Genomic DNA, 22,151 nt, shown 5'->3' with positions numbered 1-22,151 from the left:
TAAATAGTAGTTTTCTCGTATTTATTTCATCACCCAAATTCCAGAGTTTTGTCCCAGACACTTAGTGGTGAACTAACAAATACTGTATGGGACAGGAGTATGCTTTGGAATGGCTAGACCAGATGGTTAATGAGCTTGATCCGCAGAGAACAAAGCCGGAGAATTTGGACAACGATCAATCGATTGCGATCGTGGACAAGGCTGCCAAGGAAGAGAAGAGGCTTATCCGTTTATTCAAACACTTCGTATTTCAAGAACAGAAAAACAGGCAAATCAGAAAGTCAGTTAACCACTACCTTTCTGCATCGCTGAACTTGATGAGAATTGCCAGCGATAATCTAAATCGACTCCCTACCCAAGCTGACAATTTCCGGCTCGCACTGCAAAGCGTCTTTTCTTGCCTCAGTGAAGTATCTGCGTTTATCGTACAGCGTTACAAAAATCTTGTGGATCGGGATACACCACTGAATATGGTCAGTATTGATTCTCAGAAGCATGATTTACGCAACCTGGAAAATCGCGACATCATGAAAAATAATCCCGGACTATCGGAGCTGGTGATTCGATCATTCAGTGATATTTTCGTTGATCATCGGGCTGGCGAGATCACAATGCGTAAGCTTGACTATTGGGCCAGCGTAAGTCATGCGGTCACTCACTCAATTGATCTCCTGGAAATGCCCGAAGCATTCGACCATCTGGAAATGGTCCTGATTGAGAGAAATTTCAACTCTCCATTGTTTGTAAAGTATCTGACTTCCAAATTCTCCGACATACTGAAACACTCTTGCAATTCCTCGCAAGACACCCAAAAACTTGCCCTTTTACAGAAAATCTTCAATCAGATTCCTGTCATGAAAGACATCATTTTCGACAATCACTTCGACGACCTGAGCCTGACTATTAATGCCTGGTTCATTGAGGAAATCGATTTCCAATCAAAATCATGCTCAGCAGAAATGACTCGGGTAGATGTACAACCATCGAAAACTGGTAAAAACTATGAAAGAAAGACCTCAGATAAGATCATGTGTAATCTTACCGTTGATCAACTTTCACTTTTTTTAAAAGCCGCCGACTTATCAAATATCATATCAGCACGCTCCTTATCAGCTGTTTTTCAATCGGTCGCTCCACATCTATCCACGCCACATCGAGAAGACATTTCTCACAGCAGTTTGCGGGTGAAAAGCTATACTGTCGAGGAAAGGGATAAATCTCTGCTAATTGAGACAATGACCCGATTAATGGAGCAAATTAAGGACCTATGATGGAAGAAATTGATATTTATGGCTGGTGACACAATTGACATAATCCCATTGAAGATCAATGGCATAGCTTTTTTGACTTTTGAAAAGTATTAATTTGAACTTAACACTATAATAGACATGGGAATCAAGACAGGACCTAAAAAAGTTGCCAAGTCGACGGGAGAGCCAGACAAAAGGCAGCGGGATAATAAAGAAATACAAGGCAATACGCCTTCTTTGAAAGAACATAAGCACAAAAAAGGCGATTAGCTTATGACTGCTTTTAGTGAATGTAACTTTTACTGGCTAGGATTATTCCTAGCCTTTTTCATTTCGCAGATAGTAGTTTGAACAAGCAAATCAGTTTTGCCCCAGCCTCTATTTAGCGTGAACTGTGATGATTTCTTTCATCCGCGTGCTGACGGCAATACAGAAATTCCTCAAAATTGCCTTCAAAATTTGCGAGTGATTTATAAAAAACTCGCGAATGACAACAAAGATCTCGCCGCAGATACAGCCACTCTTACGATTCTGTGAAGTTTGTTTCGCATTGCTTATCATCACGTTGGGCCAGGTGCTGGCCCAACGTGACCTCGGTTCTTACATTAGTCATGCGCAACAAAATAGCCCGCTGATTAACGATAATAATAACCTCGCCGAGGCAAATTTGGCAGAAGTTGATCGCCTTAAAGCTTTCTACACCAAACCGCAAATTGCTGTTACAGCAACATATCTCTTTGCACCGGTCATTTCTACGAACGAGGGCACAACCCGTTTCGAACCAAATTCAAACGGCGCCGCTAATTACATTGGTTATGATCTTGGCGCATCGAATGGAGGTCAATACATCGCACAGCTGTCTCTTACGCAGCCGCTCTTCAATAAATCCCGCGCCAGAATTGCTGGTGAACAGTTCCAGGTCAATGCACAGATTAACCGCAATCTGGCTGCAATCTCCGGTCATGATATTGAAAAATTAATTACCGACCAGTTCATTCTCTGCCAGCAGGATTTACAGCAAATCCGGTATGTGGACCAGATGGGCCAATTGCTCCTCAGGCAAAAGGCAATTGTAGCAAAACTGGTAGAGCCAGGCATCTACAAACGGTCTGACCTTAGTCTTTTAAATATCGAATATACGAGTACCCAATCGTTGCTGGCAACATATAGAGCATCTTATCGCAGGGATCTGATGGACCTGAATATTTTGAGCGGGATTAATGATACAACCCTGATAGATCTAGTTCCCGCCGATCTGCAATTGAATGCAGCACCGGCCCACTCTCTATTCCTGGCCAAATATGACCTGGATAGCGCGAGTTTGGCTTCGTCCCAAACTGTGTTTGAGCTTAAATACAAACCTCAGCTAAACCTTTTTGCCAGTGCAGGCCTCAATGCCATTTATGCGCCCACAATTCCCCAAAGGCTTGGCGCCAGTGCTGGCCTGAGCCTGGTTTACCCTTTGTTTGACGGGCATCAAAAAGTTTTTACCCGCAAAAAGACGCAAATACTTTTGGGCTCAGTGTCATTCAACCGGCAAAATTTCATTAATCAGAACTCCGTAAGGAAAGCGAAATTCCTGTCTGAGCTTGCTTCGTACAATGAGCGGGAGAACCTTGCCAGCGAACAGTTAGCCGAATATAACACGTTGCTTAACACATACAAGAAAGAGATCCTCACCGGTCAGCTATCGATCGTCATCTATTTGACCACTTTGAAAAATATGGCGACAGCCCAGCGGGACCTGGCATTGCTGACCGCACAAAAACAGGTGCTAATCAATGCGTACAACTATTGGAACTGGTAGGCCAAACTATCCTATTTAAAATGAAAACTATCCTTTTTTACATCTTGTCCGCATCCTCTGTTTGCCTTTTGGCGAGTTGCGGAACTACCAGCGAGACGCAAACGCCAATCGAATTGACGCCAAAGACTCCGGTCGAGATCACCCACATGGGCCAGGGCTCTGTTGATGATGCGTTGACACTTTTTGGCACTACCGTTTACCTTAAACGAAATATAGTTACCGCACCAATTCCGGCCTTTATCAACGGCGTAAACATCAAATTAGGTGACCGGGTGACCAAAGGTGACGTCATGTATATCCTCCAATCCAAAGAAAGCCGCGCACTGGGCAATGATCCGGCGAAGATTGACTCAACATTGGCGGGCTTTGGTATTATCAAGGTCAGAGCCTCTGCTTCGGGTATTATCAGCACGCTTGACAAGCAGCAGCCTGGCGACTATGTACTTGAAGGCAGTCCGCTATGTACTATTGCTGAAAGCAGCGACCTGGCTTTCCAGGTGAATGTGCCATTTGAATATGCTACATATGCCAAAACCGGCACAAATTGTACAATTACCCTTCCTGATAACAGCAGTTTTAATGCCCACTTTACAAAGGCGCTAACTTCAATGAATGTGCTGGCCCAAACCCAGACAATTCTGGCCACCTCTTCTCAAAATTTATTTTTACCAGAAAACATGATCGTAAAAGTAAAAGTCAGCCAATCAAAGGCCAGCAGTCAGCAACTCATTCCAAAATCAGCAGTACAAAGCGATGAGATGATGAAAGAATATTGGGTAATGAAGCTAATCAATGATAGCACCGCAATAAAGGTGGGTGTGCGGATTGGGAACAGGGATACCAAAAATATAGAGGTTGTTTCTCCAAAATTCACCCCATCGGACAGGATTATTCGCTCGGGAGGCTACGGCCTGCCCGATACTGCACTGATCAGTATAGTAAAATGAAGGTTCAAAACTTTGAAAATTGCTGGAAATGATGGACCTATTTCATTACCTGGATACTGCGTGGCTAATCAAAATTAACCAAGCCCACACGCAGGCACTTGATCAAATCATGTGGATGGTCAGCGGAAAATTCACATGGGTTCCCTTCTATATTTTGATAATTGCTGTTTTGGCATTTAAACTAAAAAAAAGGGCGTTGATCCACATTGCGGTCGCTGTGCTTGTGATCATCATTAGTGATCAGCTCGCGTCGTCTTTAATCAAACCGCTTTTTCATCGCCTTCGTCCAAGCCATACTCCGGGCCTCAATTCGATGCTTCACTATGTCAACAATTATCACGGAGGAAGCTACGGTTTTGTTTCCTCCCATGCGATGAACGTTTTCGCTTTCGCCTTTTACCTGTTTTTTACAGTCCGAAAAAAGCTAGGCTGGCTGATCCCTATTGTGTTTTTATGGGCATTGTCTGTCGCGTATAGCAGGGTGTACCTTGGCGTCCACTTCCCCTCAGATGTCCTTGTGCCTCTCTTGATAAGCCCAGTTTTAGGCTATGCGCTCGCCAGGACATATTTTGAATTGATCCCACTCTTTTTTAAAGCAGAACCGATAACCGGCCCTATCCATGGAGCGTAAAAATTATTTTGAAATATTCAAAAAGCCAATCCTTTTCGTAGGCCTGCTTTTAACCATGGCGGGCGTTTTCGCCTACACCCGCATGCAGACCAACCTTTTCCCCGAAGTGGTGTTCCCGCGTATCACACTAATTGCCGATGCAGGACAGCAGCCAATCGACCGTATGATGATTACGGTGACCAAACCACTGGAAAGCGCTGTAAAAAAGGTCCGGGGCGTGCAGGTAGTCAAAAGCTCTACAAGTCGCGGGAGTTGTGTGATCGATGTTTTTTTTGATTGGGATACCGACGTCTATAATGCCAAAACCCAGCTGGAAAGCAGAATCAACGAAATCAAAAACTTTTTGCCGCCGGGCGTTAACATCGCAGCCGAGGCGATGAACCAGTCGGTGTTTCCTGTATTTGGCTATACCCTGGAAAGCAACAACCACAGCCTGGTAGCCCTTCGAGATAAGGCCAACCTGATCGCGCGGCCGCTTTTCTCGCAGGTTCCGGGAATATCCAATGTGGTGGTTCGGGGAGGAAAAAACAAGGAGTTCGTTATCACGCCGGACGCTACTAAAATGGCAACTTTGGCGATCACTCCTGCGATGATCAGTACGGTTTTCAACAACAACAATTACGTCCTGTCCAATGGTCCCGTTGAAGATTTTGACAGGCTTTATTTATCGCTGACGGACGTTAGGCTGATGGATGTTAACGAGCTTGGGGCTCTGATCATTAAAAACGACGGCAACAGGCTGGTTAGACTCAAAGATATCGCCAACGTGGAAGTCAAAGAACAGGTCGAATTTCTGATCGTAAATGCCAACGGCCACGATGCTGTGCTGATTGATCTAATCAAACAGCCGGGCATCAACCTGATCGATTTTGCAAAAGAATGCACGCAGAAAGCCGAAGAAATTCAGAAGCAGCTGCCGGACGGCATGGTGCTCAAACCTTATTATAACCAGGCGGCGTTTGTTGGTGACAGTATTGACAGCGTTATCAAGACGATCTACGAAGGTCTGATCCTTGCCATACTGGTTATGATTCTTTTTCTGCGGTCCTGGCGTGCAAGCCTGGCTGTGATGATGACGATTCCGGTAACACTGGGCTTTACGATGCTTGTACTCTATCTGGCAGGAATATCGATTAACATTATGTCCCTTGGAGCGATTGCGGCATCGATCGGGCTAATTATCGACGATGCAATTGTGATTATAGAGCAGATATACCGCAAACACGAAGACCATCCGGAAAAGGACCGGGTTACTGTGGTAAAGGAAGCGATCAGTGATCTTTTTCCGGCCATGATCGGTTCATCGCTGGCCACAATTGTTATCCACTTTCCGTTTCGTTTGATGAGCGGACTGGCCGGGAGTTTTTTCCGGGAACTTTCTGATACCATGCAGCTAACGATGGTCACTTCGTTTCTCGTAACATGGCTACTGTTGCCAGTTTTTCATATTCTGATCGGTTTCAAAGCACCTAAAACAGCCCATCATGTCACGGGCGATTATCAGGTAAAGAAATTCAGATGGCTGACCTGGTTTTTTGATAAACCGCTGGCGGCTATTTTACTGGTTGCAGTTTTTATTTTATGCGGCTGGTGGAGCTACGGCAGACTGGAAACAGGATTTTTACCCGACTTGGATGAAGGTACGATCGTGCTCGATTATTTTATGCCCCCTGGCACTTCGTTGCCCGAAACAGACAGGGTACTTCAAGAAGCTGAGAAAATCATCATTGCACATCCGGATGTAGAAACATACAGCCGACGAACAGGTATACGAATGTCCTTTGCCACAGTTCCTCAGAACTATGGGGATTATTCGATCCAGCTAAAAAAGAGTCGCAGAAAAACGACCGTCGAAGTGATCGATGAACTACGTCGGCAGATCAGCACCCGGCAACCCGTTCTCAATATTTCATTCGGTCAGCGGATCGCCGACTTGCTAGGCGACCTGATGAGTACTCCCCAACCCATAGAAGTAAAATTCTTCGGTGACGACTATGCATCTCTGCAAAAAATCTCAAAACAGGCAGCGGGAGTCATTTCCCAGATTCAGGGCGTGGAAGATGTTAACGATGGGCTGCGCGTTGCCGGTCCAGCCCTGGTTTTTACCCCAGATCAGGCGCTGCTGGCTCAATACAAAATCTCATTGCTGGACTTTCAAGCCCAGTTGGCAGCATATACCGGGGGGATTACATTGGGCAGTAACGCAAACCAGCCGGTTCCCTCGCCGGCTCAGGCAGCGATGACCGCAGGTATTCAGGTAGGACAAATGCAGGACGGTGAGCAGATGAGACGAATCGTGATGCGTTTTGCCGATTTAAAACAAAACGATATTGAGCACATCAAAAACGACCTAATTTTTCTTCCGGACGGAACAACCAGGCCACTCACTTTCTTTTCAGGTGTGGAAATTTTTTCCGGGGAGACAGAGCAGCGCAGGGAGAATTTAAAGTCGTCTGTCGTGCTCACCGCCCGTCTAAACAACCGGGACCTGGGAAGCGCTATTGCTGAGATAAAGCAGCAACTTGGTAGCAAACTGGCACTGCCACAAGGTTACACTGTTGCATACGGCGGAGCGTATGCAGAACAGCAACAGTCTTTTCATGAGCTGCTACTTATACTTACGCTTGCCTCATTACTTGTGTTCGGCGTTTTTATGTTCCTTTTTAAGGAGTGGCTGCTGTCGTTACTGCTCTTATTTATTTCAGTGATGGGCATATGTGGATGTATTACCGCGCTAAATTTAATGGACATACCGTTGAATGTAAGCAGCTACACCGGCCTGATTATGATTGTCGGTATTCTGGCAGAGAACGCCATTTTTACTGTTGCACAATTCCGCTCGAATATGCGGCAGTCCGGCAAGCTCGACGAGTCGATTAACTACGCCATCGCATTGCGGATCCGACCTAAGCTGATGACTGCGATCGGTGCAATACTGGCGCTGATGCCTCTAGCCCTGGGACTGGGTCTGGGAGCGCAGATGCAACAGCCCTTGGCTGTGGCTGTAATCGGGGGTTTTGTTGTGGGGCTTCCGATGTTGCTTTTGGTATTCCCGACGTTACTGCGGATCATATACCGAAACCGGCCTGAAAATCAAGAATAGGAATCGTTTAACACAGTTTATATGTGGTGGGTTTACGCTTTATTATCTGCAATTTTTGCTTCGCTTACTGCGATCCTGGCCAAAATCGGTGTTACCAATGTTAATTCTGATTTGGCAACTGCCATCCGCACAGTGGTTATTCTGGTCGTCACATGGGGCTTGGTAGTCTCACGGGGAGAGTTTAATGGGATCACAGCATTATCAAAGCACACGCTATTGTTCCTGGTATTGTCCGGGCTAGCAACCGGTCTTTCATGGATCTTCTATTACAAGGCGTTACAACTTGGCAAGGTGACGCAGGTGGCACCCGTAGATAAGTTGAGCGTCGCATTGACGATCCTGTTATCAGCACTGTTTCTGAAAGAAGCTTTGACATTAAAGACTTTGATAGGCGCGATTTTGATCATTGCGGGGACACTTGGGTTGATATTTTGATCGCGAACGTGTGAAACCCATTTTCAAATTCATATAATATTTGCCAGCCATACAAATCAGCGATCCTTTTTACGATCGAAAGCCCCAGACCGTTTCCTTTGGAAGTGCTGTCTGTTTTGGCAAATCGCTGAAATAATTTATCATCTGAAATCGCAGTGCTAATTCCGGTATTGCGAAAGATGAGTTCCGAATTATTCAAACTTATCTCAATGCTTCCATTCGGGCGGTTATGCGCGATTGCATTCATCAGTAAATTGCTGATAAGAATCTCAATTAGCGCTATGTTGGCGTTAACCCAGGTAACCTCTATGAATCGAGTTTCTAGGAATATACCTTTCTCGACGGCCTGATCTTCGAAAAAATCAACCGATTTTTTGAGCAACGCTGCCAAATCAACCGGTTCGATAGCATCGTATGACTGGTGATCGATTTTTGAGAGTACTAGCAAATTTTTGTTCATCCGGTTCAGTCGTGCCAGAAGATCATAAAGCGGCCCCAGCGCTTGAAGTTGACTGGCCGTCAGGTCTGGGTGCTGAAGGAAGTTATCCAGTTTTGATTGGAAGATGGCTAACGGCGTTTGCAATTCATGTGCGGCATTCTCTATAAATTCCTGCTGATTCAAAAATGCAAGTCTGCTCCTTGAAACAAGGCCTCTGACGACCTGATTAAGACGATAAAACTCTTCGATAGCCGTAGATGTTAGTTCCGGCACCTGGGTTTTATCAATCTCAAATTGCTCGACGGCGTATAAAGTCCGATAGAACGGCTGCCACAGCCTTTTGGAGTAGTATTGTGTGATAAAAAAAAGACCTGTCAGAAGTAACAGTAATAAACCGCTATAAAGTAGCGCCAGACTCAGAACCAGGTCTTCGGACTCAATCAAATCGACTTTTGTCGACACAACGAAAGGTTTTCCTTCAACTGTAACAGGTGATGTTAGTATTCTGTAAGGTTCCAGTTCGTTGGCCAGGGTGTCGTAGATGAATTGGAATGACAGACTGTCCCGGAGGATAAGCCTGTCAGACTTCACAATTTTCATATCCCTGTTAAACCGGTTCCACTGGTCAATTTCAGAAGTCTGCAAGTCAGGGATAGTATACTTTTTAAACTCCTTAGTCCGAAGCAAGAGGGTTTCATCGACATCGTCCAAGTGAAGTTTTTGGATAACCAAATAAAAGAATGGAGTGCTTAGCAAAACAATCGCGATTGCATACAGCACGTAACCTTTTAGCGTCTCATGAAGTAGTTTTCTTCTTACATTACCCATTGATAACCCAGCCCATATACGGTTTTGATGTAGTCGTTTGCGCCTGCCTGGATCAATTTTCTTTTCAGATTTTTAATATGGGTATACACGAAATCGTGGTTGTCGAGCATATACGCCATATCTCCTGAAAGATGCTCCGCAAGCGAAGATTTAGATAATATCCTATTTTTATTAGCAACCAGGTAAAGTAGAAGCTCGAATTCTTTTTTTGTAACATCAATCTGCTGCCCACTGACAGAGACCGACTTGGCCATTAAATCAACTTCTATTTCATGAAGTGCCATAATGTTGCTTCCTAAAAAATGTTTTCTTCGAAAAAGGGCCTGAGTTCTTGCAAGAAGTTCAGCCAGGTGAAAAGGCTTAATCAAATAATCGTCTGCGCCCAGCTGCAAGCCTTTTAGTCTGCTCTCAAGAGAATCTTTTGCCGACGTAATGATTACGCCTTCCGGTCTAGCGAGTTTCTTGAGATGTTCCAGTACAAACATGCCGGTACCGTCCGGAAGTGAGAGGTCAAGCAGGACACAGTCATATTCGAATAAGTCCAGTTTCTCAAGAGCACTTTCGACATCACAAGCCCATTCGCAACTTACATCATTGGAAATCAAATAGTTTTTGATTTCGGTAGCTAAATCCGCTTCGTCTTCAATAAGTAAGAGTTTCATATTTGTATTCGCCAAAGACCTTTTTGCCTGGATATAGATAAAGCACAAGATCCTCCCTAAAATTGAAGATTTTCTGTTGAACTAATTTTAGAGAGATTGCGCCATTGAAGTAAACAGGAAAGTTCATTTAAATGAACAGTTAAAATTGTTCATTAGAGCATATACTAATGCCTGCTACCAAAACCAGGTGATAGCAGGCATCAATTCGAATACAGAGATTCATCAGGCTTGCCGATCCATCAAACCATTTATCAAATTGGCGTAGCAATTTCTTCACAGGCCTGGGCACATCTACGGCAAGCTTCCGCACATGCATTACAATGCTCCATTCCAATAGCCCCATGTTTTTCGCACTCTTGTGCGCAAGCATTGCATGCATCCGCACAAATCCGGCACAAATGTGCACTGAAACTGCTTCCTAAACTCATAGCTTCCGCAGCCGCCCGACAAATCAACGCGCATTCCAAATCCAGCTGGATACATTGTTTAAGGTGTGCAACATTTTCTTCATTTAAACACGCGGTCGCGCAATAGCTACACGCTACGGCGCAGGCAGCGCATGCATCGATGCAATTTTCAAATTGTTGATTTATCATAGTTATAGGTTTTGTTTGTTATTTATTGTTTCTGATTTTCAGCAGCCAGGCCTGAAATTGTCCTATCTCCTTATTTTGCTCCATAATAATATTGGACGAAAGACTTTTCATCTCCTTGCTTTTACCTGCATCTGCGCCATTTCGGTAGCACTCTGAGGGTGACCAATCATTAAAGTCGCGAAATCCTGATCGGTGTTGCCATTGATGATTTGCAAGTCAGCTTGTTTACCCATCCGCTCCATACCTTCCATCATCTGCATGTGAAATTCCATATTCATTGTTGCGGGCGTATTTTTTGCCAAAAATGCGTCCATCTGCTCAATCTCTTTGTTTTGTCCGTCAATGATGGACTGCGCCATTGTCTTCATTTCGTTGTCCGTGCCTGATGTTAATTCCAACTTTGCCATTTCAATAGCCCCTGTATGGTGCATTTTCATCATCATGGCATAGTCTATGTCCGGATCCTGGGTCATTTTCATGTCGCTCATATCATCCATCATATCGTGCATGATGGCCATCATCTGGTTTTGATCGTGCGGCTGCACCTGGATCTTGTTTTCATTATCATCGGAACAGGCAGTCGCCAAGCCGGTGAGAATAGTCATTGTCAAAATTTTGAAAGTCATTTTCATCATGGTGAATTTGGTTTATGTTATTAATAGTCGTTTTCGGTTATTGAATTCTAAGCAGTTTGGCATTGATCGCCACCACCACCGTCGACGCACTCATCAACACAGCACCCATGGCAGGGCTTAACATAAATGTTGGGTAAAGTACGCCTGCCGCCAAAGGGATTGCGATGACATTATACCCCACTGCCCAGGCCAGGTTCTGAACCATTTTCCTGTAAGTGGCCCTGCCAAACGTGATCAGTTGCACTACGTCCATTGGATCGCTGTTCACCAGAATGATATCGGCCGTTTCGGCAGCAACGTCTGTTCCAGAACCAATTGCGATACCCACATCCGCTTGTGCCAGGGCTGGCGCATCGTTTACCCCGTCGCCAGTCATGGCCACTATCTCACCTTTTGTTTGAAATTCCTTCACTTTGTCCTGCTTCTGATGCGGGAGAACTCCTGCCAGAAAACCGTCCATTCCGAGCTTGTTGCTGACTGCTTCTGCAATCTTTTCATTGTCACCAGTTAGAAGGAAGGTTTTGATACCCATTTCTTTCAGTGCGGCAACTGCCTCCGGTGCGCTCTCACGTATCGCATCGGCAAAAGTGATGATGCCGACAGGATTCCCTTCTGCCAGCACAAAATTCACGGTTTCAATAGATTGATCGATGTCATCCGGCACACTCGGCATTGGCAAGTTTTGCTGGCTGAAATAGTTAGGCCCGGCGGCTACAATTTCTTTACCATCGACCGTACCCTTTACCCCAACCCCAGGCATGTACTCAAAATCTGCCGATTGCCAGAGTTCCAGATTTTTCTGTTTCAACTCACGAATTACCCCGTGGGCGATATGGTGCTCAGAGTTCTGCTGTAATGCGGCGGCATATTGCAGGACCTGATCGCCGGAGAGCTGCTTGTCCAGAGAAATAATCTTCTGTACCTGGTGAGAGCCTTTGGTAAGTGTCCCCGTTTTGTCGAATATGATCATGGTAAGCTTTCTGGCATTCTCGAACGCCGTGCGGTTGCGTATCAACAATCCATGTGTAGCCGAAAGCGTGGTTGATATGGCGATCACAAGTGGGATGGCAACGCCCAGTGCATGGGGGCAGGAGGTCACCATGACCGTTACCATCCTTTCCAGGGCAAATGATAAATCCTGACCCGAAGAAAACCACACGATAAATGTGATCACACCCACCGTAATCGAAACCAATGTCAGCCATTTGGCAACTTTGTCGGCCAGGTTCTGCGTATTGGACTTGGCACCCTGCGCAGCCTTGACCATTCCGATCACTTTCTGAAGGTAGGTTTCCTGCCCGGCACCTGTAACCCTGATTTTCAAAGCGCCATCGCCAGTGACGCCGCCAGCAATCACCTTGTCATCCTTGTTTTTTTGCACAGGGGCACTTTCCCCGGTCAGTACACTTTCATTGACATATGACTTTCCATCCGTGACTACGCCGTCGGCGGGTATCTTCTCTCCGGGTTTGACCAGTAAAGCATCTCCGTTCCGCAAATCTTTCAAAGGGATATCAATGGTTTGATTTTCCCGTTCAACGTGGACCACGTCGGGCAGCAGCGCTACCAGTGACTCCAATGCACGTGAGGCGGCCATCTGCGATTTCATTTCCAGCCAATGCCCCACCAGCATGATATCAATCAGCGTGGCAAGTTCCCAGAAAAAGTCCATGCCTTTCAGGCCCAAAACCACGGCGACACTATACACATATGCCGTAGTAATGGCGACAGCAACCAGGGTCATCATTCCCAGGTTCTTGTTCCTGACTTCGCTGGCCAGCCCGGCCAGAAAAGGCCAGCCGCCGTAGAAGTAGATGAGCGTACTTAATGCAAAGACCAGATATTGGTCGCCAGCAAACGCTAGATCAAACCCTAACATCTGCTGGATCATGTGCGAGAAGAGCAATATCGGAATGGTCAGGGCGAGGCATATCCAGAATCGTTTCAGGAAATCCTGCGTATGGTGACCGGCATGTTTGTCGTGCCCTGCTTGCTTATCGGCTGGCATCATATGATGCTCGTGGCCGGGCGGCTGTGGATTCGAAGGTTGATGGTGATGATAGTATTCCATGTTTAAGAATTTCAAATGGTTGACCCGTTGATCAATAATTCAATGTGAGCCCGACACCAAAACCCATGTCGCTGTCGTAGTGTGCTGTGATGCCTGCATACCGCATGAAGATGTATTTCAAGGAGGCCATATATTCCTTGTCGGTGTTGACCATCAAGCCCATTCTAATGCGTCTGGATACGGGAATATCCATCCGTTCTAACTGAAAACGCAGGTTGCCATCCATAAATACTTCGGCCTGCGCTGTGATAAGCATGGGTAAAGTATAGTTCACGCCTGCGCTGAACATAGCCCGCTGGTTTTTTGTACTGCGCTGACCAAACAAATTCGTTTCCGATTCGCCCATTCCCATTTTCCGGTAGCGCCAGTCGAAGCCTACAAAAGGCATCAGCCACTGCATTTTGCCTATGTATCGGCCGATGTGCGTTTCGGTCTCATAGCCGTGGTGGTCGTTGTAACCTAACCGCCATTCGGTACCGATGCTCCAACGGGTATTTTGAAGCATGGCCTCGCCGTCGTTGCCATTGGTTGCTATATCGTTTTCGGCCATGAAATGAAACCGGCGGTCATCTGCATTCAGCTTGCGCTGCGCCAGTTTTGGATTAGGGATTTCGGGGTTAGGCGGCGAATTCTCGTATGAAAAAACCCTTCCCATTCCGCTCATCATGTGGTACAAGATGTGGCAATGGAAAAACCAGTCGCCGCTTTCTATGGCTGCAAATTCAAGCGTGTCAGTTTCCATCGGCATGATGTCGATCACATTTTTAAGCGGGGCACGATCGCCATGTCCGTTGAGGACCCTGAAATCATGTCCATGCAAATGCATCGGGTGGCGCATCATCGAGTTATTGTAAATGATCATGCGCACCTTTTCGCCTTTTTTAATCAGGATTTTATTTGTTTCTGAAATCACCTTGTTGTCAAGGCTCCATACGTATCTGTTCATGTTTCCGGTGAGTACAAACCTGAGCTCTTTCACAGGAGCATTGGCAGGCAAAACGGTTTTCTCCGGCGCTTTGAGAAGGGCGTAGTTCAGCGTCTTGATCGAAGAAAGCGCATTGCTGTTATACATGTTCGCGTCTTTGCCTGCCATACTTCCATGCGCCGAATGATCCATCGTCATGCCGCTGTCTTTCTTCATATCCGGCATGTCGGACATTTTCTTCATCTGCTTCCCTTTAAGCGGGCCGGAAATCTCGGGGTACATCACCAGGTTCATGTCCATCTGGTTCAGGCTCATGTTCATACCCATGTCGTCCAGGTTGCCGTCCATTTTCATCATGCCATTCATCATCTTCATTCCCTCGAAGTATTTCAGCCTGGGTAAAGGGGAGGCAAGCTGTTTGACCCCCTCGCCCAGAAAGAGCGAAGCCGAGCCGATCCTGTCCTCAGATGTAGCAAGGAATTCGTAGGAGACGGGCTTACTGCCAACAACTGCCTCTGGAATGGTGACAACTACGTCGTAGGTTTCCGATACCGCAATGATCAGCCGGTCGACATCCACGGGTTCAACATCGTTACCATCATTGGCCACAACCGTCATTTTTCCGCCAGCATAGGTGAGCCAGAAGTATGTGGAAGCACCACCATTGGAGACCCTGAGCCGTACCTTATCGCCCGGTTTAAACTGGGAAAGCTGGGACTGGTTCTTTCCATTGATCAGAAACTTCTCATAATACACGTCGCTCACATCCATGGCGTTCATCCGTTTCCATTCGTTGAGCACCTTGGTTCTGAAATATCCCTGGCCAATCGCCTCGGCGTAACTTTGGGTTGTGCCTTTTTTGATGGCAAACCAATCGCTGGCATTGTGCAGCATCCTGTGCACGTTTTCGGGCTTGATATCCGTCCATTCACTGAGCACGATCGGGACTGTGGGAATATCCGGCTCTTTCTTTTTGTTTAGCACCATTGATCCGTACATACCGATTTGCTCCTGCAAGCCATAGTGACTGTGGTACCAATGCGTACCGTTTTGGATGATCTTGAACCGGTACAGATGGGTGGTGTGGGGCCTTATCGGCATTTGCGTCAGATAAGGAACACCATCATACTGGTTAGGCAGAAACAACCCGTGCCAGTGGAGACCGGTCGGTTCATCAAGCTCATTGTGGACATAAATCTCTGCCGTGTCCCCTTCTGTGAAAGTCAGCGTGGGCATTGGGATTTGTCCATTGACGGCAATCGCCCTTTTTTCCTTCCCCGAAAAATTCACCGTTGTGTCTTTTACGTACAAATCGTAACGGATGACTTTCTGTGCTCGCAGTATAAACGGAGCGAAAAGTAGCAGCGCCAGAGGGAGCAATACCCTCTGGCTATTTTTTAATTTGAAATTCATGGAGTGCGTCCTTTTAGCGGCTATTTGATTGTCTCAGTGGTCTTGCCGCAGGTCAGCATTTGCGCGCCGTAGTAAGGGTTCTTTACCTCAGCGGCCTGGCTCAGCCAGTTAGCGCCTTTACCTTCTTTGGCCATGGGACAATGCTGATAGTAGACCGCCTGTGCAGGCTTGCCCGCTTTGACGAGCTTATACATATTCTCGGAAAGCGAAGAGAAATGGTCCCGCTGATGGCCAACATCTTTGGTTTCTTCGATGTGCTCGGCATCGAAAGCCAGGTCTTTCATCACCTTCATCCACACCATATGCTGCTGGTCAGCAAGCTCCTGCATTTTCACCGCCTTGATCGCCTTCACCAACTCTGTTGCTTTGGCCGAAGCGGCATTGCCGTCTGAGCTTACCAGGGCATCTTTTACCGCATAATAGGCCTTCAAGACAGGGCTTAACGGGCTCATTTCTGCCGAAGCATTGGTTTCGGACGTTCCTTCGTGGTGCTGGTGAGCAGGTGCCTGGTTTGCCGCTAATTCACCGGATGACATTATTTTGGGCTTACTAACCCTTTCATATTTACAGCAGTCTGCCAGTTTGCCGTAGGCATCATCGGGCGCCAGATAACTTGCATTGTCGTAACCTGCCAATGCAACCCTTCGAAGGACGGCATCCAGTGACGTCTTTTTACTATCGTAGGTAATTTTTGCCATCTGGGTTTGGGTATTCCAGTCGGCCTGGGAGATATTTTTTTGCTGGGCGGCTTTTTCAATACCTTCCTTGCACATCGCGCACGATCCCGAGATTTTTACAGACTCGGTTGCGCTGTTCTTTATTTCTGCCCGCAATGACGGGGAAGACAGCAATAGCAGCATTGCCATCAATATTTGAATTGATTTCATGTGAGATTAACATAAATGTTTGAAAACCAGGAAGAAATCTAAAATCGAGACCACTTTCGATTGGACGCACTTTGGACGTCACTCTATCAAACGATTTATGTTTGGGGGGATAAAAAGGGAGAGGTAAACGGGTTTGGGAGCGCTTTCCCTAAAAAACCAGGCGATGGTTTTCAATTCTACTGATTCCGAATATTGCACAATTGCGGTGGATGGCACCTTCAAGGCAAAGTGGGTCATCCTATGGCTACAATCACAGCAAGATTGATCACAATTATGCCCACAAGGCATGTTTCCTACGGTTTTTATCCGATGAGCGCGTAAGTCACAACACCTCTTCCCAGATGTTTGATCACGTCGGGTTGACTGTCTCACATTAATACAGAACTTCTTTTCCGCAATATGACTGGACTTCTTTCCCGGACACGCATAAGCTTTGTCCCCTGATGTGGTCAGGAAAAAGGCAACGGCTAGCACACTCAGAATCAATCTCATTCGGACGGTCGTAACAATAAATTACTGCTTCAAAAAATCGTTCTTGACTGGATCAACAAATGTGCAAAATCCAAAGTAGCAATTATTACATAATTATTGGTTGGTGATACAAAAATCCTGCCTCAACTTCACTTCTGTCATTTATCCATGCGTAAGCTATTAGAGTTGGTACGATTTTATCGGTCTAGCTAGCTTCGCTCACATTACATTCACCAAGAATGTGTGGATACAGTGATCTAAACATTTGCAAACAATGGAAACGCTAAATTTCAAGACCAGCATAAAAGATAAAGAGGGCGTCACCGTAGTGACACCCTTTCTAAATAATTTGAAGCATGTAGATGGTTGGAACATCGATCTTTCCGACTCTGACAAGCTGCTTACAGTCCAAACTACCGACAACAGGATTGGAGAAAATGTTATCGAAGCAGTTATTCAGGCCGGATTTAGCGCGGAGGCGGTTGGAAGGCCGTAACCTATTCCCAACCCCAACGCTGAAATACCCGATGCCCTGCCGAACTTCTTAGAAAATCCAGGAAGCGTTTGCCGTCGGGACCGTCCTTGCCTTTCAATGTCAAAGCAATAGGGGTACCTCTAAAAACTGTGGACTGATTTGGGATTTCGATCAATTGGGTGATTTCCTTCAATGGAAAATGCCATGTTTTATACGTAATCCAAGCGTCGTAAGTCGTGTCCGATTTCCAGGCTTCGATACCCAGGGCGGTGTTCGAGAATGAAGATTTGATATTGTGCTGTATTCCGGCGATCACATCGAATTTGCCAGCAATGTCCTCCCACATCCCCAACTGTCCAGCTCCATTCACGTCCAATAGCCTGACACCCGGTTTGGCCAGATCAACAAACATCTTAATTTTCTTAGGGTTCCCTGGGCGAACCAGAATTGCTGCACTGCGCTTGTAAAGCTCAATTCTGGTTGTCTCATCCAGCAGCCCCCGATGATCAGCAGCAAATTGCGTGAGCATATACTCGGAGCCACCAAATACAACGTCAGCATCTTTTTTGGCCTTTTCTATCCATTTAGTTTCAGGGCCAGAATTAACTACGACAGGTATTCGAGTTTCTTTCGAGAAAATATCCGCACATTCCTTTATCGCTGCCGAAGGCCCGCCCGGACCGTATACAAATAGGGTATCAGTTTGCGGATAAGCTTGATTGGCTAGCAGCAGAAAACCTATGATATGAACCAAATTTCTCATCGCGACTATTTGTTTAAATCGGTAAAACCATACTTGCGGTAAATTTCCCTGGCCTTAGCGCTCACCAGAAAATCCATAAAATCTGACGCCGCTTTGGGATGCGGCGCTTCCCGCAGTTTACCTGCCATGTAAGTTGCTTCAATATTCTCGCTATCCGGAATGCTGACCAATTCCAACGGATGTCCGATCATCTTTTGGTATAACGCCTCTGAGTACCAAACCGGACCTGCCTGGGATTGTCCATAAAGTATTCTCATGGGAGTCTGCCGATGGTGGATCTGCGTTAAAAATGTAGTTTTCGCGGCTACCTTTTCTTTCATTATTTGCTCTTTCAGTGCTCGGCCGCCTGCTTTTACGTAAGCGTCTTCAATCCGTTTTCCGATACCTTCCCACTCTGGATTGGGCATACTTACTTTTACATCGCTACGTCCCAGGTCTTTAAGCCCGTTTATATTAAGCGGATTCCCTTTTTGCACCATGATTGCTAACTTATTTCCGGCATACGCCTCGGTCCGGTTGAAAAGCGGAGCGAACTCTTCGATGCGCGTTTTCCCTGCTGTATATACATCCGGCTTATGTGATATGCGCATGTTACCGATCGTAATTGAGCCTTCTTTAATTTGTTTGGCCAATATCCCGGGCGGCAAAGTCTCTGCAAATATCCTGTTATAGGCAGGATATGCCTTTTTGAACTCTGCCAGTAATTCGTCAATGACCATGAATTGATTACCAGCGAAAAATATCGTCAGTTCCGGGTCTGTTATATCGCCATATAAGTCTGGTACATTGTCAATTCCTTTCACGGTAAATTGCAGGCCGTCTGTTGGGGGTTTATTCCACGGCGGATCGAAGTTGTGCTCCTGTGCTTTTGCTTGATTATCAATCATGATACTGATTGTTAATATGATCAAAATGATGTAGTTTCTCATAGTGCTTGATGTTATGGATGGACGATGGCCCATCCTTGTTGTTGCCGAATAATAATTTCCCCGTTTCCACTGGGTACATAGGAGATGAAATCAAAAAGTTCCTCCTTGCTGATTTTCCTCTCACGCATTGTGTTCTCGCATTCAGCCAGGATGACCCCGCGCTCTTGCAATACTTTCAGCTGTGTTTCGTAGGGCTGATCTTTTCTGAACACGGTTACCCCGCCGCCATGCGCGACAAGCTCTACTTCCAGTTTTCCTTTTAACCGCGGATCATCCAGGGCATTCATGATATTCTTCATCGTCGCCTTAATCACCTTTTCGTCATCGCTGTTAAGCTGGTATACCACTTTGTAGGATTTTTTATCGGCGGTCGCCCCGTGAAAATCGGCTGGGTTGACGGGCTTGTTCTGGGCGATTGCTGCTGCTGTAACAAATATGGACGCAGCGAATAGCATCGTTTTAAGAGTTTTCATTTGGTTTGGTATTTAAAAGGTTATGATACGATTTACATTATTTACTTTCTTTTCTAGCTTCCGAAATTGGCTCGAAAGGCCCGAGTTTGTGCTGTTTCTGCGAAAAACCATCAGCATAAGGTGCGAACGGAAAATCGATGGGTTTTTTACTGATATCTACCCAGTCGCTGCTCTGGTCTTTGTGAGGGCGAGGCTGAGAATTGACGAACGCAGCAAGGTCCCAGGCTTCTTTATCGGTCAACAGCTTGTTTTCATAACTCGCGCCGAAGGGCATGTTGTTCACAACATAACCTGCAAAGGAAGAAACCCTGTAGAGCCCCGCTCCGTCGTTGTAGCTATTTTTGCCCCAAAGCGGGGGATAGACGTAAGCGTTTTTCTGGGGGTTTAATATTCCTTCCCCGTTGACGCCATGACAGCTTTCGCATTTTGCTTGATAAATCAGACTACCGTTTTTTGGATCTGCCGCTCTGTCCAGATAAGCAAGTTTTTCCAAACCCGTTCCTTTGGGCGTTTCCCCCTTGGGTGTATCTTTTTCAAGCCATTTCATGTAAGCCACCATTGCAGTCATTTCCCTGCTGGCGCTGTCGGGTTTTGTTCCATTCAGACTCCTTTCAAAACAATCCGAAATCCGTTTGATCACCGTTTCTTTGGTGCCTGAACGCGCCCTGAACTTTGGATAGGTGCTATATACAGCAGCATAGTTGTTACCCATAATTTTTGTCCCTGCATCCAGGTGGCAATTCTGGCAATTCATGCCGTTGCTAATCTGCATTACTTTGCCTTTTGGCCCCAGGTACTCCGCTGTATGTACAATCAGCTCTCGCCCGTACCGGATCAAATCACCTTGTTCATTCGTGGGGATATCTGAGGTGTCTGGTGCCTGCCACATTCTTGCTTTGGGTTGTGATACTTTGGTGGGTGCATCCAAAGCAGCAACTTTTTCAGACGGCGTGACTAATTCTTGAAAATACCTTGGTGCACAAATCAACGCTATCAGAAAGAGCAGCAGACATGAGGCAATGGCAAGCAAACTTTTAAGCAGGTTACTGAGCAAGGCCAGTGTTTTCTGTATCTTTTCCATTGGGTCTGGCTGGTGTTGTCAGTGAAATTGTAATGCTTGTTTGGCCACGGGAATTTCGATGTGACGGTATCGCTGCCATAAATACTTTATGGGACAAAAGCTTGTCATGGCTGTCACCAGCAAATAGTAGGCGGCCACGAGGAGATAAATGATCAGTCCTGGAAAATACAGCAGGAAAGGCAGCCACATCATCACGCACAACCTCAAAATTGTTTCAAAGAGTGTGACATTTAACGGAAGTTCATGGGTCGTTTTCATCTTGAAAATGGTTAAGTTTTTGGCCTATTGCCATTACAAAGATGAGGTGTTAGCTGCCGTCAAAGAAATCGTAAAAAGTGATCAGTGATAACCTCAGGTAATATCAATTCAAAATAGGATCCATAAGAATCCTATTTTGAATTACTTTTTGTGATGAACAGCGAAGTTCATGAATAACTCAGCCAGGCCATCCGGTTGGCCATGGAGCGTGGCAAAGTGAAAAGCCCTTTCTATTGAAAAGCCTTCGATGTCGATCACACGGCACTGGTTGTGGGATAGCTCATCCAAAATGGAATGGATGGAAAGGAAGGCGGCACAGGGCGCATTCTGTATGTATCTTTTGATACTCTCACTCCCTGCCAGCTGCATTTGTTTGTTCAGGTCCGATAATGAGACCCCCTTCACTTTCAATGCGTAGGCAATCACCTCCAAGGTACCCGAGCCCGGCTCTCTGAGGATGATAGGGATGCGGGCCAGCTCAGCAAGTGTGATTGTCCCATTTTTGGCAATGGTGCTCCGGGCGCTGGTAACCAGGACGATTTCATCATTCAGAAATGGTGCATAATGTATCTTAGGATCACGTGATCTTCCTTCGATGATGCCTATATCGATTTGCTTCTCGGTTAAGGCCAGTTGGATCTGGTCGGTATTCTTGATTACCAATGAGACCTCGATTTCCGGAAAGCGGTTATGAAAAGCCGCCAGCAACGATGGCAATACATACTGGGCAACGGTGGTGCTGGCCCCAATCCTTAGCATGCCACTATTTTCATTATTCAGCGCATTGATTTCAAATTCAAGTGCGCGGTAAATCTCAAAGATCTGCTCCGTTCGCGCAAGCAACAGCTCGCCCGCGCGTGTCAGCTTGATTTTTGTACCGTTCCGGTCAAAAACCTTGGTTTTTAGCTGCGCTTCGAGTTCGCGAATATGTTTTGTGATTGCTGGCTGGGTAACGAAAAGCTCATCTGCCGCTTTTGTAAAGTTGAGCCGCTTGGCAACAGTATGAAAAACCCGAAGGCGAAAATCAAAATTCATAGTAATTGGTGGGGTGCGATAACGACTTCCTAACCTT

21 protein-coding genes are annotated in these 22,151 nt (G+C 46.1%); 8 read left to right on the top strand and 13 right to left on the bottom strand.

Going from position 1 to position 22,151, the window contains the following annotated elements; genetic code table 11:
• The first annotated feature begins 86 nt into the window (after positions 1-86).
• The 7 genes from FEN17_RS18355 (at position 87) to FEN17_RS18330 (ending at position 8,173) form a co-directional block, all read left to right on the top strand.
• Positions 87-1,271, top strand: a complete 1,185-nt coding sequence (locus FEN17_RS18355; protein ID WP_138366764.1) for a hypothetical protein — start codon at positions 87-89, stop codon at positions 1,269-1,271.
• 117 nt (positions 1,272-1,388) lie between these two features.
• Positions 1,389-1,520 (top strand): hypothetical protein, encoded by a 132-nt coding sequence (locus FEN17_RS27780; RefSeq protein WP_262711561.1) that lies wholly within the window; start codon positions 1,389-1,391, stop codon positions 1,518-1,520.
• 217 nt (positions 1,521-1,737) lie between these two features.
• Positions 1,738-3,057: a TolC family protein gene (locus FEN17_RS18350; RefSeq protein WP_138366763.1), complete on the top strand. Its 1,320-nt coding sequence runs from the start codon at positions 1,738-1,740 to the stop codon at positions 3,055-3,057.
• A 20-nt stretch (positions 3,058-3,077) separates the two neighbouring features.
• A complete protein-coding gene (locus FEN17_RS18345; protein ID WP_138366762.1) occupies positions 3,078-4,004 on the top strand; it encodes an efflux RND transporter periplasmic adaptor subunit in 927 nt (308 codons plus the stop codon).
• A gap of 28 nt (positions 4,005-4,032) precedes the next feature.
• The gene (locus FEN17_RS18340; RefSeq protein WP_138366761.1) at positions 4,033-4,635 is read left to right on the top strand and encodes a phosphatase PAP2 family protein; all 603 of its coding nucleotides are present in this window, start codon (positions 4,033-4,035) and stop codon (positions 4,633-4,635) included.
• Complete coding sequence (locus FEN17_RS18335; RefSeq protein ID WP_138366760.1) at positions 4,625-7,738, top strand: efflux RND transporter permease subunit; 3,114 nt, start codon at positions 4,625-4,627, stop codon at positions 7,736-7,738. Before FEN17_RS18340 ends, FEN17_RS18335 begins: the two co-directional genes overlap by 11 nt.
• Before the next feature lie 21 nt (positions 7,739-7,759).
• Complete coding sequence (locus FEN17_RS18330; protein WP_138366759.1) at positions 7,760-8,173, top strand: EamA family transporter; 414 nt, start codon at positions 7,760-7,762, stop codon at positions 8,171-8,173.
• On the opposite strand, the gene FEN17_RS18325 is transcribed toward FEN17_RS18330, so the two are convergent.
• The 7 genes from FEN17_RS18325 to FEN17_RS18295 all read right to left on the bottom strand — a co-directional run bounded on the left by FEN17_RS18325 (position 8,142) and on the right by FEN17_RS18295 (position 16,629).
• On the bottom strand, positions 8,142-9,440 hold the full coding sequence (locus tag FEN17_RS18325; protein ID WP_138366758.1) for a sensor histidine kinase: 1,299 nt from the start codon (positions 9,438-9,440) through the stop codon (positions 8,142-8,144). The two genes, FEN17_RS18330 and FEN17_RS18325, sit on opposite strands and share 32 nt — an antisense overlap.
• Positions 9,428-10,102: a response regulator transcription factor gene (locus FEN17_RS18320; RefSeq protein ID WP_138366757.1), complete on the bottom strand. Its 675-nt coding sequence runs from the start codon at positions 10,100-10,102 to the stop codon at positions 9,428-9,430. The genes FEN17_RS18325 and FEN17_RS18320 overlap by 13 nt, the downstream gene beginning before the upstream one ends.
• Positions 10,103-10,353: 251 nt before the next feature.
• On the bottom strand, positions 10,354-10,698 hold the full coding sequence (locus FEN17_RS28065; RefSeq protein WP_138366756.1) for a four-helix bundle copper-binding protein: 345 nt from the start codon (positions 10,696-10,698) through the stop codon (positions 10,354-10,356).
• Positions 10,699-10,805: 107 nt separating this feature from the next.
• Positions 10,806-11,303: a DUF305 domain-containing protein gene (locus FEN17_RS18310; RefSeq protein ID WP_171037950.1), complete on the bottom strand. Its 498-nt coding sequence runs from the start codon at positions 11,301-11,303 to the stop codon at positions 10,806-10,808.
• 67 nt (positions 11,304-11,370) lie between these two features.
• Complete coding sequence (locus FEN17_RS18305) at positions 11,371-13,404, bottom strand: copper-translocating P-type ATPase (protein ID WP_138366754.1); 2,034 nt, start codon at positions 13,402-13,404, stop codon at positions 11,371-11,373.
• A gap of 31 nt (positions 13,405-13,435) precedes the next feature.
• Positions 13,436-15,742 carry a multicopper oxidase domain-containing protein gene (locus tag FEN17_RS18300; protein ID WP_138366753.1) on the bottom strand — a complete coding sequence of 769 codons (2,307 nt, stop codon included), beginning with the start codon at positions 15,740-15,742 and terminating at the stop codon, positions 13,436-13,438.
• A gap of 20 nt (positions 15,743-15,762) precedes the next feature.
• Positions 15,763-16,629, bottom strand: a complete 867-nt coding sequence (locus FEN17_RS18295) for a DUF3347 domain-containing protein (RefSeq protein ID WP_138366752.1) — start codon at positions 16,627-16,629, stop codon at positions 15,763-15,765.
• A gap of 745 nt (positions 16,630-17,374) precedes the next feature.
• On the opposite strand from FEN17_RS18295, the gene FEN17_RS18290 reads away from it, so the two are divergent.
• Entirely contained in the window at positions 17,375-17,596 is a 222-nt protein-coding gene (locus tag FEN17_RS18290) for a copper chaperone (RefSeq protein WP_138366751.1), read from the top strand.
• A gap of 1 nt (position 17,597) precedes the next feature.
• Here FEN17_RS18290 and FEN17_RS18285 read toward each other — a convergent pair whose 3' ends face one another.
• From FEN17_RS18285 to FEN17_RS18260, 6 genes are all read right to left on the bottom strand, one after another.
• Positions 17,598-18,338, bottom strand: coding sequence for a substrate-binding domain-containing protein (locus FEN17_RS18285; protein ID WP_138366750.1), 741 nt, complete (start codon positions 18,336-18,338; stop codon positions 17,598-17,600).
• A gap of 5 nt (positions 18,339-18,343) precedes the next feature.
• The gene (locus FEN17_RS18280; protein WP_229208874.1) at positions 18,344-19,225 is read right to left on the bottom strand and encodes a molybdate ABC transporter substrate-binding protein; all 882 of its coding nucleotides are present in this window, start codon (positions 19,223-19,225) and stop codon (positions 18,344-18,346) included.
• 53 nt (positions 19,226-19,278) lie between these two features.
• Positions 19,279-19,740 (bottom strand): DsrE family protein, encoded by a 462-nt coding sequence (locus FEN17_RS18275; protein WP_138366749.1) that lies wholly within the window; start codon positions 19,738-19,740, stop codon positions 19,279-19,281.
• 37 nt (positions 19,741-19,777) lie between these two features.
• Positions 19,778-20,821: a c-type cytochrome gene (locus tag FEN17_RS18270; protein WP_138366748.1), complete on the bottom strand. Its 1,044-nt coding sequence runs from the start codon at positions 20,819-20,821 to the stop codon at positions 19,778-19,780.
• Between the two features lie 18 nt (positions 20,822-20,839).
• Positions 20,840-21,079: a DUF2892 domain-containing protein gene (locus tag FEN17_RS18265; RefSeq protein ID WP_138366747.1), complete on the bottom strand. Its 240-nt coding sequence runs from the start codon at positions 21,077-21,079 to the stop codon at positions 20,840-20,842.
• Between the two features lie 141 nt (positions 21,080-21,220).
• Complete coding sequence (locus FEN17_RS18260) at positions 21,221-22,114, bottom strand: LysR family transcriptional regulator (RefSeq protein WP_138366746.1); 894 nt, start codon at positions 22,112-22,114, stop codon at positions 21,221-21,223.
• Positions 22,115-22,151 lie beyond the last annotated feature (37 nt).

It is taken from the genome of Dyadobacter luticola, assembly GCF_005860805.1.
GTDB classification, from domain to species: domain Bacteria; phylum Bacteroidota; class Bacteroidia; order Cytophagales; family Spirosomataceae; genus Dyadobacter; species Dyadobacter luticola.
Note: the sequence above shows the minus strand (reverse complement) of the source record. Positions and strands in the feature narration are given on the sequence as shown.